This is a genomic window from Frigoribacterium sp. MEB024, from assembly GCF_000878135.1.
In the GTDB taxonomy this organism is placed as follows: Bacteria; Actinomycetota; Actinomycetes; order Actinomycetales; family Microbacteriaceae; genus Frigoribacterium.
The window spans coordinates 42,896-59,319 of record NZ_JXQZ01000099.1 but is presented as its reverse complement, the minus strand read 5'-3'; the positions used below and the strand labels follow the sequence as shown (position 1 = coordinate 59,319).

Sequence of the window (16,424 nt, the reverse complement as noted above, 5' to 3'; positions counted from 1 at the left end):
GACCCGGGTCAGCCGCGGCGGGCGGCGTCGGCCTCGGCGGCCTTCGGGTCGACCACGTCGATCAGCCCGGACTGCGCCCACTCGAGCGCCCAATCCGACTTCGCGACCTCGCTCGACTCGTCGGCGTAGGCCTCGACCAGCTCGCGCGCCTCGTCGTCGGTCGCGACCGACGGGCCCGAACCGAGCAGCGGCTCGTTGGCCGTCTCTTTCGTGAACCACACGGCGACGAGGCCGATCACGGCCGCGGCCATCAGGTAGAAAGCGGGGATGTCGTGGGCCCACGAGAAGCCCTTCCCCTCGGCCCAGACGACCAGCGCCTCGGTGGCCAGGGGCGTGGTGCCGCCGAACAGCGAGACCGACACGTTGAACGCGATGGCCAGGGCGCCGTAGCGGATGATCGTCGGGAAGAGCGCGGGCAGCGTCGACGGCATGGTCGACGTGAACGTGACGAGCACCAGGCCGAGCACCAGCAGGCCGACGAAGACGAGCGGGGTGCTCTCGGACTGCACGAGCTTAAGGGCCGGCCACGACAGCACCAGGAACCCGATGCAGCCGGCGAACAGCACGGGACGTCGTCCGAACCGGTCGCTCAGGCGCCCGCTGAACGTGATGACGATCATCATCAGGACCATCACGACGATCACGAGCAGCAGCCCCGAGGTGGCACTGCGTCCGAGCGTGTTGGTGAGGTAGGTCGGCATGTACGACAGCAGCATGTAGTCGGTCACGTTGAACACCAGCACCAGGCCGATGCAGACGATCAGCGCACGCCAGTTCTCGGCGAAGAGCTTCACGAACGGCACCTTGACGTGTTCGCGCCCGGCCGCTTCTTCCTGCTGCTTCTGGAACGCCGGGGTCTCCTCGAGCTTGAGGCGCAGGTAGAGCCCGATCAGGCCGAGCGGCCCGGCGATCAGGAACGGGATGCGCCAGCCCCAGGCGAGCAGCGCCTCCTCGCTCATGCCGAGCTGCAGGCCGGTGACCAGCGAGGCACCGAGCACGTAGCCGGCGAGCGTGCCGAACTCGAGCCACGAGCCCATGAAGCCGCGGCGCTTGTCGGGCGAGTACTCGGCGATGAACGTGGCCGCGCCTCCGTACTCACCGCCGGTCGAGAAGCCCTGCAGGAGGCGCGCCAACAGCAGCAGGACGGGCGCCCAGAGGCCGATGGTCGCGTACGACGGGATGAGGCCGATGGCGAGCGTCCCCGCCGCCATCAGGATCATCGTGAGCGCGAGCACCTTCTGGCGTCCGATGCGGTCGCCGAGCGGGCCGAAGAAGGCGCCGCCGATCGGGCGCACGATGAACGCGGCGGTGAACGTGCCGAAGGTGAACAGGATGTTGAGCGCGTCGTTGCCCGGCGGGAAGAACACCTGGGCGATCGTCGTCGTGATGTAGGCGTAGACGCCGAAGTCGAACCACTCCATGGCGTTGCCGAGGGCTGCGGCACTGACCGCGCGCTTGAGCAGACCCTCTTCGACGACGGTGACGTCGTCGGTGGTCAGGCTGCGGCGGGCGGGCTTCTTGCTGTCGTTCTTCTTGGCTGACATCGGGTGAGGCCTCCAGGTCGTCGGGCGGTGGCAGTCGACCCCAGCGTCGGCAAAAAACCCGTCTAGCCTAACAGAACCGCCATGTCAGTACCAGTGCAGCGTGCGCAGGGGTGCAGTGGGCGCAGCGCGCGGGAGGCGCGGCGGCGGTCCACGAGGAGCCCTCGCGAGGGTGCGTACACTGGTCGGAGTCCCACAACCAGGCACCTCCCCACCGACACGGTGCCGTCCACAGAACCGGAGAAGACCATGACGTCAGCGATGCCCGAGAAGCCCGCCCTCGAAGGACTCGAGGCCCGTTGGGGTCAGGTCTGGGAGGCCGACGGCACCTACCGTTTCGACCGCACCGACGCGACCCGCGCCTCCGTGTTCTCGGTCGACACCCCGCCGCCGACCGCCTCGGGCAGCCTGCACATCGGCCACGTGTTCAGCTACACGCACACCGACGTCAAGGCCCGGTTCGAGCGCATGCGCGGCAAGCGCGTGTTCTACCCGATGGGCTGGGACGACAACGGCCTGCCCACCGAGCGTCGCGTGCAGAACTTCTACGGTGTGCGCTGCGACCCGTCGCTGCCCTACGACGCCGACTTCACCCCGCCCTTCGAGGGCGGCGACAACAAGTCGTCGAAGGCCGCCGACCAGGTGCCGATCTCGCGTCGCAACTTCATCGAGCTGTGCGAGCGCCTCACGGTCGAGGACGAGAAGCAGTTCGAGGACGTCTGGCGGAAGCTCGGCCTCTCGGTCGACTGGACCCAGAGCTACCGCACCATCGACGACGACTCGCAGGCCATCGCGCAGAAGGCGTTCCTCCGCAACCTGGCCCGCGGCGAGGCCTACCAGGCCGACGCGCCGACGCTCTGGGACGTCACGTTCCGCACGGCCGTGGCGCAGGCCGAGCTCGAGGACAAAGAGATGCCCGGGGCGTACCACAAGCTCGCCTTCCACCGCACCGACGGCCAGGGCGACGTGCTGATCGACACCACGCGGCCCGAGCTGCTGCCGGCCTGCGTGGCCCTCGTCGCGCACCCGGACGACGAGCGCTACCAGGCGTTGTTCGGCACGACCGTCCGCTCGCCGCTGTTCGACGTCGAGGTGCCCGTGGTGGCGCATCACCTCGCCCAGCCCGACAAGGGCTCCGGCATCGCCATGGTCTGCACCTTCGGCGACACCAACGACGTGGTCTGGTGGCGCGAGCTGCAGCTGCCGAACCGCGCCGTGATCGGCTTCGACGGCCGCTTCGTCAGCGAGGCCCCCGAGGCGATCACGTCCGAGGCGGGGCGCGCCTCCTATGCCCAGCTGGCCGGCAAGACGGTGTTCAGCGCCAAGCAGTCCGTGGTCGAGCAGCTGACCGCCTCGGGCGAGCTCGTGGGCGAGATCCGCAAGATCTCGCACCCGGTGAAGTTCTTCGAGAAGGGCGACAAGCCGCTCGAGATCGTGTCGACCCGTCAGTGGTACGTCGTCAACGGCGCCCGCGACGAGCAGCTCAAGGGTTCGCTGCTCGAGCGCGGTGGCCAGGTGGCGTTCCACCCCGACTTCATGCGCGTCCGCTACGACAACTGGGTCAACGGCCTGAACGGCGACTGGCTCATCTCGCGCCAGCGGTTCTTCGGCGTGCCGATCCCGGTCTGGTACCCGCTCGACGGCGACGGCAACCCCGTCTTCGACCAGGTGATCGTGCCCACCGAGGCGCAGCTGCCGATCGACCCGGCCTCCCAGGCGGCTCCCGGCTACGACGAGTCGCAGCGCGGCGTGCCCGGCGGCTTCGTCGGCGAGGTCGACGTGATGGACACCTGGGCGACGTCGTCGCTCACCCCGCAGCTGGCCGGCGGCTGGGAGCGCGACCCCGAGCTGTTCGACCTGGTGTTCCCCTACGACGTGCGCCCCCAGGGGCAGGACATCATCCGCACCTGGCTGTTCTCGACGATGCTGCGGTCGCAGCTCGAGTCGGGCACCGTGCCGTGGAAGAACGCGTCGATCTCGGGCTTCATCGTCGACCCCGACCGCAAGAAGATGTCGAAGTCGAAGGGCAACGTGGTGACCCCGGCCGCCATGCTCGACGACCACGGCTCGGATTCGGTGCGCTACTGGGCGGCGTCGAGCCGGCTGGGCACCGACGCGGCGTTCGACCCGCAGAACCCCAAGCAGATCAAGATCGGCCGCCGTCTGGCCATCAAGGTGCTCAACGCGGCCAAGTTCGTGTACTCGTTCGAGCTGCCCTCAGGAGAGTTCGAGATCACCCAGCCGCTCGACCGTGACCTCCTCGCGTCGTTCGCCGCCGTGATCGAGACCGCGACCGAGGCGCTCGAGGGCTACGACCACGCCCGGGCGCTCGAGACGACCGAGAAGTTCTTCTGGACGTTCTGCGACGACTACCTCGAGCTCGTGAAGGAGCGCGCCTACGGCGCCACCACGCCGGCCGAGCAGGCCTCCGCCGTGCTCGCACTGCGCACGGTGCTCGAGGGCCTGCTGCGCCTGCTCGCGCCCTACCTGCCGTTCGCCACCGAAGAGGTCTGGTCCTGGACGCACGACGACTCGGTGCACCGGGCCGCGTGGCCGACCGTCGACGAGCTCGGCCTCACCGAGGGCGAGACCTCGTCCGGTCTCGTGGGGCTCGTCGGGCAGGCACTGATCTTCGTCCGGCGGGCGAAGTCGGACGCCAAGGCCTCGCAGAAGACCCCGGTGGCCTCGGCCGTCATCACGGGCCCTTCGGCCCAGCTCGAGCTCGTGAAGCTCGCGGCGGGTGACCTCGCGGCGGTCGGCAAGATCGCCGAGCTGTCCTTCGCCGAGGGCGACGAGCTGGCGGTCGGCGACATCGTGTTCGCCGAGGTGCCGGCCGACGCCGGTGCGGCCGGCACCGGCTCCGGTGCCGCTCCTGTCACGACGGCGGGTGCCTGATGCAGCTCGGCACGCGGTGGAGCGTGGGAGGCGCGGCCCCGGCCGAGTTGCCTGCTCCCGTCCTCGGGGCGGTCGCCCAGGTCGAGCGTGAGCTCTCCGACCAAGGAGTCGACGCGACCTCGTGGCGCTGGACGCTGACCTGGCTCGAGCACCGTCCCGTCGTCGAGCTCGACGACGGCACGGTCGTCCGGGTCGACGCCGTCACCGGTGAGGCCCGCATCCACGAGCCCGTCGACACCGAGGGTGACGACGCCGAGGGCGACGACGACTGACGCCACGTCGGCCGAGATGTCACGACATGCCGCTCACCGTCGACGGTGAGCGGCATGTCGTCTCTTCTCGAGCTCTCGCCGCCCGGTGCTGACGGTCAGGCGCGGGCGAGCAGCTCGCCGTGCGGCATGATGAGCCAGCCGTCGGGGGCGTCGCGCCAGGCGCGCCAGGCGTCGGCGATCGCGTGCAGTTCGTCGTGCGTGGCCACGCCCTTGTCGATCGCGTCGGCGTAGAACGCCGACTCCGTCGCGCGGGTCGCCCAGCTGTCGCCCCACCAGGTGCGGTCCTCGTCCGAGGCGAAGCACCACACGGAGGCGCTGCTCGCCACGTCGACGAAGCCCGCCTCGAGCGCCCAGCCCTTGAGGCGCCTCCCGGCGTCGGGTTCACCGCCGTTTCCGCGGTGCACGGCCTGGTAGACGTCCATCCACCGGTCGAGCCCGGGGTTCTCGGGAGCCCAGACGCAGCCGTGGTAGTCGACGTCGCGGACGGCCACGACTCCCCCGGGGCGGGTCACCCGACGCATCTCGCGCAGGGCGGCCACCGGGTCGCCCACGTGCTGCAGCACCTGGTGCGCGTGGACGACGTCGAACGCGTCGTCGTCGAACGGCAGGGCGAAGAGGTCGGCGGTCTCGAAGTGCACGTTGTGCAGGCCGGCCTCGACCGCGAGGGACGTCGCCTGTTCGACGATGGCGGCCGCGGCGTCGATGCCGATCACGCGACCGGGCGCGACGCGGCCGGCGATGTCGACGGTGATGGTCCCCGGCCCCGACCCGACGTCGAGGACGCTGACCCCGGGCACGAGGTGCGGCTCGAGGTACGCGGCGGAGTTCTCGACCGTCCGCCACGAGTGGCTGCGCAGCACGCTCTCGTGGTGGCCGTGGGTGTACCGGGCGGGCGTCTCGGGGCGTTCGCTCATGTGGCGACCCTAGCGCGCCTCCTAGTGTGGGCTGATGACGAACCCGTTCCTCTCCCCCAGCACGCTGCCGTACTCGCTGCCGCCGTTCGCGAGCATCACCGACGACGACTACGGCCCCGCGTTCGACGCCGGGTTCGCCGAACAGCTGGCCGAGGTCGAGGCGATCGCGACCGACCCGGACGAGCCGACCTTCGAGAACACGGTCGCCGCCCTCGAACGCAGCGGCGCGATCCTCACCCGCGTCGAGCACGTCTTCTTCAACAAGACCTCGTCGGACTCGACCGAGGCCACCGACGCCCTCGAACTCGAGCTGGCCCCGCGGCTCGCGGCACACGCCGACGCCATCCGGCTCGACCCGCGCCTCTTCGCCCGTCTCCGCAGCGTGCACGAGCGCCGGGACGCCCTCGACCTGACCGCCGAGCAGCGATACCTCGTCGAACGACTCGTCGCCGAGGCCACTCGCTCGGGGGCCGCCCTCGGCGACGACGACAAAGACCGCCTGCGCGACCTCAACGGCCGGCTCTCGACCCTGACCACGCGGTTCGAGAAGAACCTGCTGGCCGACACGAACGACCTCGCCGTCGTGGTCGACGACGTCGCCGAACTCGACGGACTCGACGCCGGGGCGATCGCCGCCGCCGCCGAGGCGGCCCGAGAGCGTGGACTCGAGGGGCGCTACGTCATCACCCTCGTGTTGTTCAGCGGCCACCCCTACCTCGCGAGCCTGACCGACCAGGCGCTGCGCGAGCGCATCATGCAGGCGTCGCTCTCGCGCGGACGCCGCGGAGGCGACCACGACAACCGCGGGCTCGTGCTCGAGATCGCCCGGCTGCGCGCCGAGCGGGCCGAGCTGCTCGGGTTCCGGTCGCACGCCGCCTACGTCACGGCGGGCGAGACGGCGGGCACGCCCGAGGCGGTGGCCGACCTGCTCGGGCGACTCGCGCCTCCTGCCGCCCGAAACGCGCGCGCCGAGCAGGCCGAGCTCGAGCGCGTCGCCGGCCGGACGATCCGGGCGTCGGACTGGGCCTTCTTCACCGAACGGGTCCGCACCGAGAAGCACGACGTCGACACGGCCGCGATGCGGCCGTACTTCGAGGCCGAGCGCGTGCTGCACGACGGCGTCTTCTTCGCCGCGGGGCAGCTCTACGGCCTGCGGTTCGCCGAGCGCCCCGACCTGGTCGCCTACCACCCCGAGGCGCGGGTCTTCGAGGTGACCGACGCCGACGGCCGCGAGGTCGGCCTCTACGTGCTCGACCTGTACACGCGTGACAGCAAACGCGGCGGTGCCTGGATGAACCCGCTCGTCTCGCAGTCCGCCCTGACCGGACTGCCGACGGTGGTCGTCAACAACCTCAACGTGCCCAAGCCACCGGCCGGCCGGCCGACCCTGCTGACGCTCGACGAGGTGACGACGTTCTTCCACGAGTTCGGTCACGCCCTGCACGGTCTCGTCGCCCTGGTGACCTACCCGAGCTTCTCGGGCACGAACGTCTTCCGCGACTTCGTCGAGTTCCCCAGCCAGGTGAACGAGATGTGGATGCTCTGGCCCGAGGTGCTCGCGAACTACGCCGTGCACCACGAGACCGGCGAACGCCTCCCCCAGCCGCTGGTCGACGCGCTCATCGCCTCGCAGGGGTTCGACCAGGGCTTCGAGACGAGCGAGTACCTCGCCGCGGCGCTGCTCGACCAGGCGTGGCACACCGTGTCGTCGGCCGAGGCCGCGGCGATCACGGACGTCGAGGCGTTCGAGCAGGAGGCGCTGGCCGCGGTGGGCCTCGACCTCGGGTCGGTCCCCACCCGCTACTCGAGCACGTACTTCGCCCACACCTTCTCGGGCGGATACGACGCCGGCTACTACTCGTACATCTGGAGCGAGGTGCTCGACGCCGACACGGTCGAGTGGTTCGAGCAGAACGGCGGGCTCACCCGCGAGAACGGTGACCGGTTCCGCTCACGCCTGCTGGGCGTCGGCGGCTCGAAGGACCCACTCGAGGCCTACCGCGACTTCCGTGGTCGGGACGCCCGGGTCGAGCCCCTGCTCGCGCGCCGCGGCCTCGCCTGACACGAGAACGCCCCGGCCGAACCGGCCGGGGCGTTCTGACGTCGCTGCTAGGCGGACTTCTCGGTGCGCTGTTCGACGAGGCGCGGCACGATCGTGGGCGCGGCGTTCTCGAGCACCGAGGCCCGTGTGATGACGACTCGCCCGACGGTGTCGTCCGACGGGACGTCGAACATGATCGGACCGAGGACCTCTTCGAGGATGGCGCGGAGCCCGCGGGCGCCGGTCTGACGCAGGACGGCCAGGTCGGCGATCGCTTCGAGGGCGCCGCGGTCGAACTCGAGCTCGACCCCGTCGATCTCGAACATGCGCTGGTACTGCCGCACGAGCGCGTTCTTCGGCTCGGTGAGGATCTGCATCAACGCGGGCTGGTCGAGCTGCGTGACCGTGGTCACCACGGGCAGACGACCGATGAACTCGGGGATCAGACCGAACTTGTGGAGGTCTTCGGGCAGGACCTCGCTGAAGAGGGCTGCTTCGTCTTCTTTGCTGTGCAGCGGGGCACCGAAACCGATGCCGCGCTTGCCTGCGCGGTTCGAGATGATGTCCTCGAGCCCGGCGAACGCCCCGGCGACGATGAAGAGCACGTTGGTCGTGTCGACCTGGATGAACTCTTGGTGGGGGTGCTTGCGGCCACCTTGCGGCGGCACCGAGGCCACGGTGCCCTCGAGGATCTTGAGCAGCGCCTGTTGCACGCCCTCGCCCGAGACGTCGCGCGTGATGGACGGGTTCTCGGCCTTGCGGGCGATCTTGTCGATCTCGTCGATGTAGATGATGCCGGTCTCGGCCCGCTTGACGTCGTAGTCGGCGGCCTGGATCAGCTTGAGCAGGATGTTCTCGACGTCCTCGCCGACGTAGCCGGCCTCGGTGAGGGCCGTGGCGTCGGCGACGGCGAACGGCACGTTCAGCCGCTTGGCCAGGGTCTGCGCCAGATAGGTCTTGCCGCAGCCGGTCGGGCCGATCAGCAGGATGTTCGACTTCGAGATCTCGACCTCGTCGGCGAGCGACTCGGCGGCGGTGAGGGTCGAGGCGGCGCGGATGCGCTTGTAGTGGTTGTAGACGGCCACCGAGAGGGCACGCTTCGCCGCGTCCTGCCCGATCACGTACTCTTCGAGGAACGAGTAGATCTCGCGGGGCTTGGGCAGGTCGAACTCGCTCGCGGGTTCGTCACCGGCCTCGGCGAGGCGCTCTTCGATGATCTCGTTGCAGAGCTCGACGCACTCGTCGCAGATGTACACGCCGGGACCGGCGATCAATTGCTGGACCTGCTTCTGGCTCTTGCCGCAGAACGAGCATTTGAGCAGATCGGCACTCTCACCTATGCGCGCCATGCTCGGCCTCCCTGATTGGCTGAGGTCATCGACCGGGACCGGTCGTCGTGTGCACCGAGCCTAACCCGATCCGCCGACCCTCACGGACCGACCCGGGTGGTTCGAGCACATCCGACGGGGATGGTCGGAGGACGCCGTGCCGACGACCCGGCGATCACCACGACGAAGGCCCCGGGCGGGAGCCCGGGGCCTTCGTCGTCATGCCGAGGTCAGCGCGTCAGCGCCGCCGGCTGGTTCTTGCGCGAACCCAGGACCTGGTCGACGAGTCCATACTCGAGCGCCTCTTGGGCACCCAGGATGTTGTCGCGCTCGATGTCGCGGTTCACCTGCTCGGGCGTCTTGTTCGAGTGCTTCGACAGGGTCTCTTCGAGCCAGGTGCGCATGCGGAGCACCTCGGCGGCCTGGATCTCGATGTCGGAGGCCTGGCCGCCGCTGCTGCCACCGGTCGCGGGCTGGTGGATCAGCACGCGGGCGTTGGGCAGGGCGAGACGCTTGCCGGGCTGACCCGCGGCGAGCAGGACGGCCGCGGCCGAGGCGGCCTGGCCGAGGCAGACCGTCTGGATCTCGGGACGGATGTACTGCATCGTGTCGTAGATGGCCGTCATGGCCGTGAACGAGCCACCGGGCGAGTTGATGTACAGCGTGATGTCGCGATCGGGGTCCATGCTCTCGAGCACGAGCAGCTGGGCCATGATGTCGTCCGCCGAGGCGTCGTCGACCTGCACGCCGAGGAAGACGATGCGGTCTTCGAACAGCTTCGCGTAGGGGTCCTGGCGCTTGTAGCCGTACGCCGTGCGCTCTTCGAAGCTGGGCAGGATGTACCGGGAGCTGGGGGTCTGCACTCGACCCGCGCCACCCATCATCGGGAGTTCCATGAGTTCTTCTCTTTCTCGTTCTGACGAAGGGGCGAAGGGCCTAGGCCTGGTCGGTGCCGGCGCCGCCGACGACGTCGGTGGCCGAGCCGCGGATGTGGTCGACGAAGCCGTACTCGAGGGCCTCCTCGGCGGTGAACCAGCGGTCGCGGTCGCCGTCCTCGTTGATCTGCTCGACGGTCTTGCCCGTCTGCGCGGCCGTGATCTCGGCCAGTCGACGCTTCATCGAGAGGATGAGCTGCGCCTGCGTCTGGATGTCGGACGAGGTGCCGCCGAACCCACCGTGCGGCTGGTGCAGCAGGACGCGAGCGTTCGGTGTGATGTAGCGCTTGCCCTTGGTGCCGGCCGTCAAGAGCAGCTGGCCCATCGACGCGGCCATGCCGATGCCGACGGTGACGATGTCGTTCGGCACGAACTCCATGGCGTCGTAGATCGCCATGCCCGCCGTGATCGACCCGCCGGGCGAGTTGATGTAGAGGTAGATGTCTTTCTCGCTGTCTTCCGCAGCGAGCAGCAGCAGTTTCGCGGCGATCTCGTTGGCGTTCTCGTCGCGGACCTCAGAGCCGAGCCAGATGATCCGGTCTTTGAGCAGTCGGTCAAAAACACTGTTGGGCAGTGTCACGTCGGCCATGGTGGAGCTCCCATTCGTTGTCGCTTGTCGTCGAATCTATCGGAGCCAACGCACGGGTTCCGGGCTGTTCGCCCACGGCAGATACCGCGCCTCCACGGCCACGCGGGGCACGCCCGAGAGCCCGGGAGGCGCGGCGCCGGGAACGACGGAGGGCCGGGTGCACTCGCACCCGGCCCTCTCGACGTGACGGGTCAGCCGACCCGCCGCTGTTGCTTACGCGTGGTCGTGACCCGCGTGGTCGTCGTCGCCGCCGACACCCGCGGTCGCGGTGAAGGCGGACAGGTCGACCGAGTCGCCCTTGCCGTCGACGACCTTGGCCTTGCTGAGCACGACCGCGAGGGCCTTGCTGCGAGCGACCTCGCCGACCATGGCGGGGATCTGGCCGTTCTGGTCGAGGACCTTGATGAACTCGCCGGGCTCCATGCCGTACTGGGCCGCACCCTGGATGAGGTACTGCGTCAGTTCGTCCTGCTCGACCTTGACGGCCTCTTTCTCGGCGATGGCGTCGAGGAGGATCTGGTTGCGGAAGGCCTTCTCGCTGCTCTCCTTCACCTCGGCGCGGTGCTCGTCGTCCTCGAGGCGGTTCTCCTGCTCGAGGTGACGGTGCACCTCGTCCTCGACGAGCTTCTCGGGGACGGGGATCTCGACGGCCTCGAGCAACTTCTCGACGACCTGGTCGCGTGCCTGGGCACCCTGACCGAAGGTCTTCGACTTGGCCAGCTGCTCTTTCAGGTCACCCTTGAGCTCGTCGATCGTGTCGAACTGGCTGGCGATCTGAGCGAAGTCGTCGTCGGCCTCGGGCAGCTCGCGCTCTTTGACGGCCGTGACGTCGACGGCGATGAGGGCGGTCTCGCCTTCGCGATCGCCGCCGAGCAGCTTCGACTCGAAGGTGGTGCTCTCACCGGCGGTGAGCGATTCGAGGGCCTCGTCGATGCCCTCGATCAGCTCGCCCGAGCCGAGCTCGTACGAGATGCCCTTGGCGGTGTCGACGACGTCGTCGCCGATGGTCGCCGTGAGGTCGATCTGCGCGAAGTCACCCGTGGTGGCGGGACGGTCGACGGTGACCAGCGTGCCGAAACGGGTACGCAGGTTCGTCAGTTCTTCGGCGATCTCGTCGTCGGTGATGTCGACCGTGTCGACCGTCAGCTCGAGGCCGTCGTACTCGGGCAGGTCGAAGTCGGGGCGCACGTCGACCTCGACGGCGATCTTCAGGTCGCCGGAGAAGTCCTTGACGTTCGGCCACTCGACGACGTCGGCCTCGGGACGGCCGAGGACGCGGATCTCGGTCTCGGTCACGGCCTCGCGGTAGAACTTGTCGAGGCTCTCGCTGACGGCGTGGTTGAGCACCTCTTCACGACCGACGCGCTGGTCGATGATGGGCGGCGGCACCTTGCCCTTGCGGAACCCGGGGATGTTGACCGACTCGGCGATGTGACCGTAGGCGTGCGTGACGCTGGGCTTGAGTTCGTCGGGGGTGACGACGATGTTGAGCTTGACGCGCGTGGGGCTGAGCTTCTCAACCGTGGTCTGGACCAATGTGGGGCTTCTCCTGTGTTGGTGGCGCTGAACTCACATCCGAGACAGCAGGTAGACGATCGTCGGGGCGACAGGACTCGAACCTGCGATCTTCCGCCCCCAAAACGGACGCGCTAGCCACTACGCTACGCCCCGTGTATCAGCCTGGAACCGGCCGGCACGCGTGAGCCCCGTTGAGGTCGGGTACGTGAAGGCCGCGTCGAGTCTAGCCGACGCCGAGGGCCCGTGACTGAGCGACCTCGTCGGATGCCTTATGCTGGTCTCACCCGTGCGGCTCGGCCGCTCACGGGGATGTAGCTCAATGGTAGAGCCTCAGTCTTCCAAACTGATCACGCGGGTTCGATTCCCGTCATCCCCTCTGTGTTTGTTCGACGCCTCCGGCGTCGGCGCCGGGGGGCGCCTTGAATGAAATCTTCTCCGCACGTTGCACGCAGGCGTCGGCGCCGGTAGGCGCCTTGAATGAAATCTTCTTCGCGCCTTGCACGCAGGCGTCCGGCGCCGGGGGCGCCTTCAATGAAATGTTCTCCGGGCCTTGCACGTCGGTGTCGGCGCTCTTCAGGGGTCTCTCGGGCGGCTCGGCGGGAAGTCGTGCTGGCGGATGATTTTTCTCGGCGCGACGTGACCCAAGATGGCCACATGAGACGCGCGACGTTCGCACGGGTCGCGCTGGTCGGTGCGGTCGTGGCCACCCTCGCGGCCGGATGCGCCGCCCCTCCGACCGAGGCGACCCGCGCCTCAGGGTCCGGCGCGATCGCGCAGGCCGCGGCCGGGCCCGGCGTGGCCGTCGCTCCGAGCTCGGGGGGCGTGCGGGTCGCGATCGTCGGCGACTCGTTGACCGCCGGGGGCGGTCGTCTGCTGAGCGCCGGGCTCACCGCCGACACCTGGATGACCTACGCCCAGGGCGACGGCATCGACTACGTGGGTGGCTACGCCAAGGGCGGCTCGACGGTGCAGGAGCAGGCCGCGGCGGTGCGCCCGGTCGCCGACGTCGACGTCCTCGTGCTGATGTCCGGCACGAACGACGTGCGCCTCGGGCTGAGCTTCGCCGAGTCCGCCGCGTCCTACGACGCCATCGTCGACACGATCCGGCCGGAGCACGTCGTCGTGGCCGCGATCCCGCCCTACGACCGTGCACCGCGGGCCGCGGCGCGGTACGAGGGGCAACTCGAGCGCTACGTCGCCGACAAGGGCTGGACCTTCACCGACCCCTGGGGGTTCGCCCGGGCGGGCGACGTCTTCGCCGCCGGCACGACCGTCGACGGCATCCACCCCACGACAGCCGGTTACGAGGCCCTCGGCCACGCGCTGCGCGACGCCGTCCTCGACGTGGCGGGCCCGCGGGCCGTCGCCCCTCAGGCGGACTCCCCCGCCGACCCGGCCGACGGCGCGCCGGGCACGACCAGCTGACGACACCCGTCCGGCGCTCTGTCAGCCGGTCGCCGGAGCTCCACCGAACCGGGGACGAGCCGACTCAGCGCTGCAGGAAGGCGAGCACCGCCAGCACCCGACGGTGGTCGGTGCCGCTGTCCTCGAGCAGGAGCTTCTGGAAGATCGAGGTGACGTTCTTCTCCACCGCACCCGTGCCGATGACCAGCTCGGCCGCGATGGCGGCGTTCGTGCGCCCCTCGGCCATCAGCGTCAGCACCTCTCGCTCACGCGGCGTGAGCGCGGCGAGCGGGTCGCTGCGACGACCCAGCAACTGCGAGACCACCTGCGGGTCGAGGACCGTGCCGCCGTCGGACACCCGCCCGAGCGCGTCACGGAACTCGTCGAACGAGGCGATGCGGTCCTTGAGCAGGTAGCCGACGCCGCCCGAGCCCGCTTCGAGCAGGTCGCGGGCGTAGGCCACCTCGACGTACTGCGACAGCAGCAGGATGCCGAGGTCGGGCCGACGGCGTCGCGCCTCGATCGCGGCCCGGACGCCCTCGTCGGTGTGGGTCGGCGGCATGCGGACGTCGAGCACGGCGATGTCGGGACGGACCTCGTCCAGGTCGGCCAGCAAGGAGTCGGCGTCGCCGTACGCCCCGACGACCTCGACCCCGATCTCGTCGAGGAGTCGGACGAGCCCCTCCCGCAGCAGCACCGAGTCGTCGGCGACGACGACGCGGAGGGGCTGACGGGAGGGGCTCTCGAGACTCACGCGTCCAGACTACGGGCGCGGCCCACGGACTACGGTCGCGCGGGCGGCCCGGCCGGCGGGTCGAGCGGCCCGTCGGGCAGCGCCCCGTCGGGCAGCGGCTCGGTCACGGCCGTCGAGGAGAACGGCGGCAGCGGCTCGGTCGGCAGCGGCATCGTCGGGTTGCTCGGCACCTCGATCGTCATCGGGATGCTCACCGTGACGATGGTCGGCCCGCCCTGCGGGCTGCTGATGTCGAGGAAGCCGCCGAGGCCCACGAGGCGCTCCTGCACCCCGGCGAGACCGTGGCCGTCGCGCAGGCCGGCACCGCCGCGTCCGTCGTCGGTCACGACGAGCTCGAGCAGCGTGCCGATGCCGTCGGGAGCCTGGCGCGTGCGCAGCACGAGGTCGGCGCTGGCCGCCTCGGCGTGCTTGCCCGTGTTCGTCACCAGTTCGGACGCGATGAAGTACGCGTTGCGCTCGATGTCGCTCGGGATCGCGACGTGCGCGGGCACCCGGTTGAGCATCGTGGTCGGAACCACCGAGCGGTCGACGAGCGACTCGAGTGCCGCGACCAGGCCGCGGTCCAGGAGCAACGGAGGCGCGAAACCGCGGGACAGGGCGCGCAGCTCCTCGAGGGCCTCGCGGGACTGCACCCGCGCCTCCTCGATGAGGGACTTGCTCTTCTCGGGATCGGTGTCGACGGCGCGGGAGGCCGCCGCGAGGTCCATCTGCAGGCGCACGAGGCGCTGCTGGGGCCCGTCGTGGATGTCGCGCTCGAGCCGGCGGAGGGCCGTGCCCTCGGCGGACAGGGCGGCCGTGCGCGAGATCTCACGGTCGGCGAGCTCGACCTCGAGCTGCTCGCTGCGGAACCCGCCGAGCATCACGCCGGCGATCGCCTGGTGCATGACGACGAACCCGTGCACGACGTAGGGGTAGACCAGGACGACCACGGCGAAGAGGGCGAGCGCGAGGACGACGAGCACCGCGCCTCCGCCGTTGCCGATCGCGGACGCCCAGTTGAAGGTGTCGAACGGCGGCAACGCCTGGAAGACGAGCACGACCCCGAGGACCGCGAGCACCGGGCCGGCCAGCAGGCTCACGAGGACGAAGGTCGTGAAGCCCGCGACGATCGGGAAGACCACGACGCCGTAGAGCAGGTACAGCCAGTAGTGCGGGTTGGCGAAGACCGAGACCGCCCGCACGAAGCGGTTCGTGGACCGACCCCATGCGGTGTTGGGAGTCCAGTCGACGGGTCGGATCGGACGGTCGCTGGCCCAGCCCAGGCGGAGCACCTCGAAGGTGCCGAACCACCGAGCGATCCACAGCGCGCCGAAGACGACGATCGCGAGGAAGACGAGGGTGAACAACGAGTCGCTCGACCCGCTGACCGTGTGCAGGAACAACGAGGCGGCCACCGTCACGATGACGACGAGGACGGCCGAGAGCGCGACGTAGCCGAGTTCGCGGGGCAACTCGCGCCAGCGTCGTCGGTAGCCGCCGGGGCGGGACGGGGGCGAGAGGTAGGGGTTCGCGGCGGTGATGGTGGTCTCCTGGATCATGCCTTCGAGCCTGGTCTGCGCGGGGCGTCCACCCCATGGTGCCAGCGCCCGGAACGCCGGTGGGGTTATCCCCCCTCACGAGCGGGGTGAGGTGAGGCTGGCCTAGGTGAGCCGAGCCTCAGCTTGCTTGCGGAATTCTCCCAGACGTCTAGCGTTGCCTCCATCGTCTAGGAAAGGACCACGTCATGACCGACATCACCCGCACCGTCCCCCAGGGTTCCGTCGACCCCGACGTCGCCGCCGGCGTCGCCCAGTTCCTCAGCCAGATCGTCACGGACATGACGGCCCTGTCGGTCAACGGCAAGCAGGCCCACTGGCACGTGCGCGGCATCGCGTTCGTCGCCGTCCACGAACTCATCGACGTGGTCGTCGACCACGCCCGCGAATGGGCCGATCTCGCCGCCGAGCGCGTCGTCGCCCTCGGCCTGCCGGTCGACGGACGCATCGAGACCGTCGCCGCCAAGACGGTCATCCCCCCGACCTCCCCCGGCTTCAACCAGATCGACGTCACCATCGCCGAGCTGGTCGCCCAGATCGACGCCTCGCTCGTCGCCGTCCGCGAGGCCATCGACGAGCTCGGTGAGCTCGACGCCTCGAGCCAGGACGTCGCGATCGAGATCTCGCGGGGCCTCGAGAAGGACCGCTGGTTCCTCGCCGCGCACGTCGCCGGCTGACCCCCTCGCCAGACGGACGAA

Annotated in this window: 13 protein-coding genes and 2 tRNA genes; 6 read left to right on the top strand and 9 right to left on the bottom strand. The window is 69.7% G+C overall.

Translation table 11 applies throughout. The features are described from left to right. Positions 1-8: 8 nt before the first annotated feature. A complete protein-coding gene (proP, locus tag SZ60_RS14460) occupies positions 9-1,544 on the bottom strand; it encodes a glycine betaine/L-proline transporter ProP (RefSeq protein WP_052505436.1) in 1,536 nt (511 codons plus the stop codon). Positions 1,545-1,790: 246 nt separating this feature from the next. Between proP and valS the strand changes: the two genes are divergently transcribed. Together valS and SZ60_RS14450 are read left to right on the top strand one after the other, a co-directional pair. After that, positions 1,791-4,436 (top strand): valine--tRNA ligase, encoded by a 2,646-nt coding sequence (valS, locus tag SZ60_RS14455; protein ID WP_043597047.1) that lies wholly within the window; start codon positions 1,791-1,793, stop codon positions 4,434-4,436. Beyond that, entirely contained in the window at positions 4,436-4,708 is a 273-nt protein-coding gene (locus SZ60_RS14450; protein ID WP_043597045.1) for a hypothetical protein, read from the top strand. Before valS ends, SZ60_RS14450 begins: the two co-directional genes overlap by 1 nt. 95 nt (positions 4,709-4,803) lie before the next feature. Here SZ60_RS14450 and SZ60_RS14445 read toward each other — a convergent pair whose 3' ends face one another. Next, the gene (locus tag SZ60_RS14445) at positions 4,804-5,622 is read right to left on the bottom strand and encodes a methyltransferase domain-containing protein (RefSeq protein WP_043597042.1); all 819 of its coding nucleotides are present in this window, start codon (positions 5,620-5,622) and stop codon (positions 4,804-4,806) included. Between the two features lie 34 nt (positions 5,623-5,656). Here SZ60_RS14445 and SZ60_RS14440 point away from each other — a divergent pair, with 34 nt between their 5' ends. Beyond that, complete coding sequence (locus SZ60_RS14440) at positions 5,657-7,684, top strand: M3 family metallopeptidase (protein ID WP_043597041.1); 2,028 nt, start codon at positions 5,657-5,659, stop codon at positions 7,682-7,684. A 47-nt stretch (positions 7,685-7,731) separates the two neighbouring features. On the opposite strand, the gene clpX is transcribed toward SZ60_RS14440, so the two are convergent. The 5 genes from clpX to SZ60_RS14415 all read right to left on the bottom strand — a co-directional run bounded on the left by clpX (position 7,732) and on the right by SZ60_RS14415 (position 12,186). Continuing rightward, positions 7,732-9,012 (bottom strand): ATP-dependent Clp protease ATP-binding subunit ClpX, encoded by a 1,281-nt coding sequence (clpX, locus tag SZ60_RS14435; protein ID WP_043597039.1) that lies wholly within the window; start codon positions 9,010-9,012, stop codon positions 7,732-7,734. Positions 9,013-9,221: 209 nt separating this feature from the next. Next, a complete protein-coding gene (locus SZ60_RS14430; protein WP_043597037.1) occupies positions 9,222-9,887 on the bottom strand; it encodes an ATP-dependent Clp protease proteolytic subunit in 666 nt (221 codons plus the stop codon). 40 nt (positions 9,888-9,927) lie between these two features. Next, on the bottom strand, positions 9,928-10,515 hold the full coding sequence (locus SZ60_RS14425; RefSeq protein ID WP_043597035.1) for an ATP-dependent Clp protease proteolytic subunit: 588 nt from the start codon (positions 10,513-10,515) through the stop codon (positions 9,928-9,930). Between the two features lie 213 nt (positions 10,516-10,728). Next, a complete protein-coding gene (tig, locus tag SZ60_RS14420) occupies positions 10,729-12,051 on the bottom strand; it encodes a trigger factor (protein ID WP_043597032.1) in 1,323 nt (440 codons plus the stop codon). A gap of 62 nt (positions 12,052-12,113) precedes the next feature. Next, a tRNA-Pro gene (locus SZ60_RS14415) sits at positions 12,114-12,186 on the bottom strand. Positions 12,187-12,338: 152 nt separating this feature from the next. On the opposite strand from SZ60_RS14415, the gene SZ60_RS14410 reads away from it, so the two are divergent. Together SZ60_RS14410 and SZ60_RS14405 are read left to right on the top strand one after the other, a co-directional pair. Continuing rightward, positions 12,339-12,409 (top strand) — tRNA-Gly (locus tag SZ60_RS14410). Positions 12,410-12,687: 278 nt separating this feature from the next. Then, positions 12,688-13,458, top strand: coding sequence for an SGNH/GDSL hydrolase family protein (locus SZ60_RS14405; protein ID WP_043597030.1), 771 nt, complete (start codon positions 12,688-12,690; stop codon positions 13,456-13,458). Between the two features lie 64 nt (positions 13,459-13,522). Here SZ60_RS14405 and SZ60_RS14400 read toward each other — a convergent pair whose 3' ends face one another. Next, positions 13,523-14,191: a response regulator transcription factor gene (locus tag SZ60_RS14400; protein WP_043597028.1), complete on the bottom strand. Its 669-nt coding sequence runs from the start codon at positions 14,189-14,191 to the stop codon at positions 13,523-13,525. Between the two features lie 29 nt (positions 14,192-14,220). Next, a complete protein-coding gene (locus SZ60_RS14395; protein ID WP_052505435.1) occupies positions 14,221-15,729 on the bottom strand; it encodes a histidine kinase in 1,509 nt (502 codons plus the stop codon). A 185-nt stretch (positions 15,730-15,914) separates the two neighbouring features. Between SZ60_RS14395 and SZ60_RS14390 the strand changes: the two genes are divergently transcribed. After that, entirely contained in the window at positions 15,915-16,403 is a 489-nt protein-coding gene (locus SZ60_RS14390; protein ID WP_043597026.1) for a Dps family protein, read from the top strand. Positions 16,404-16,424 lie beyond the last annotated feature (21 nt).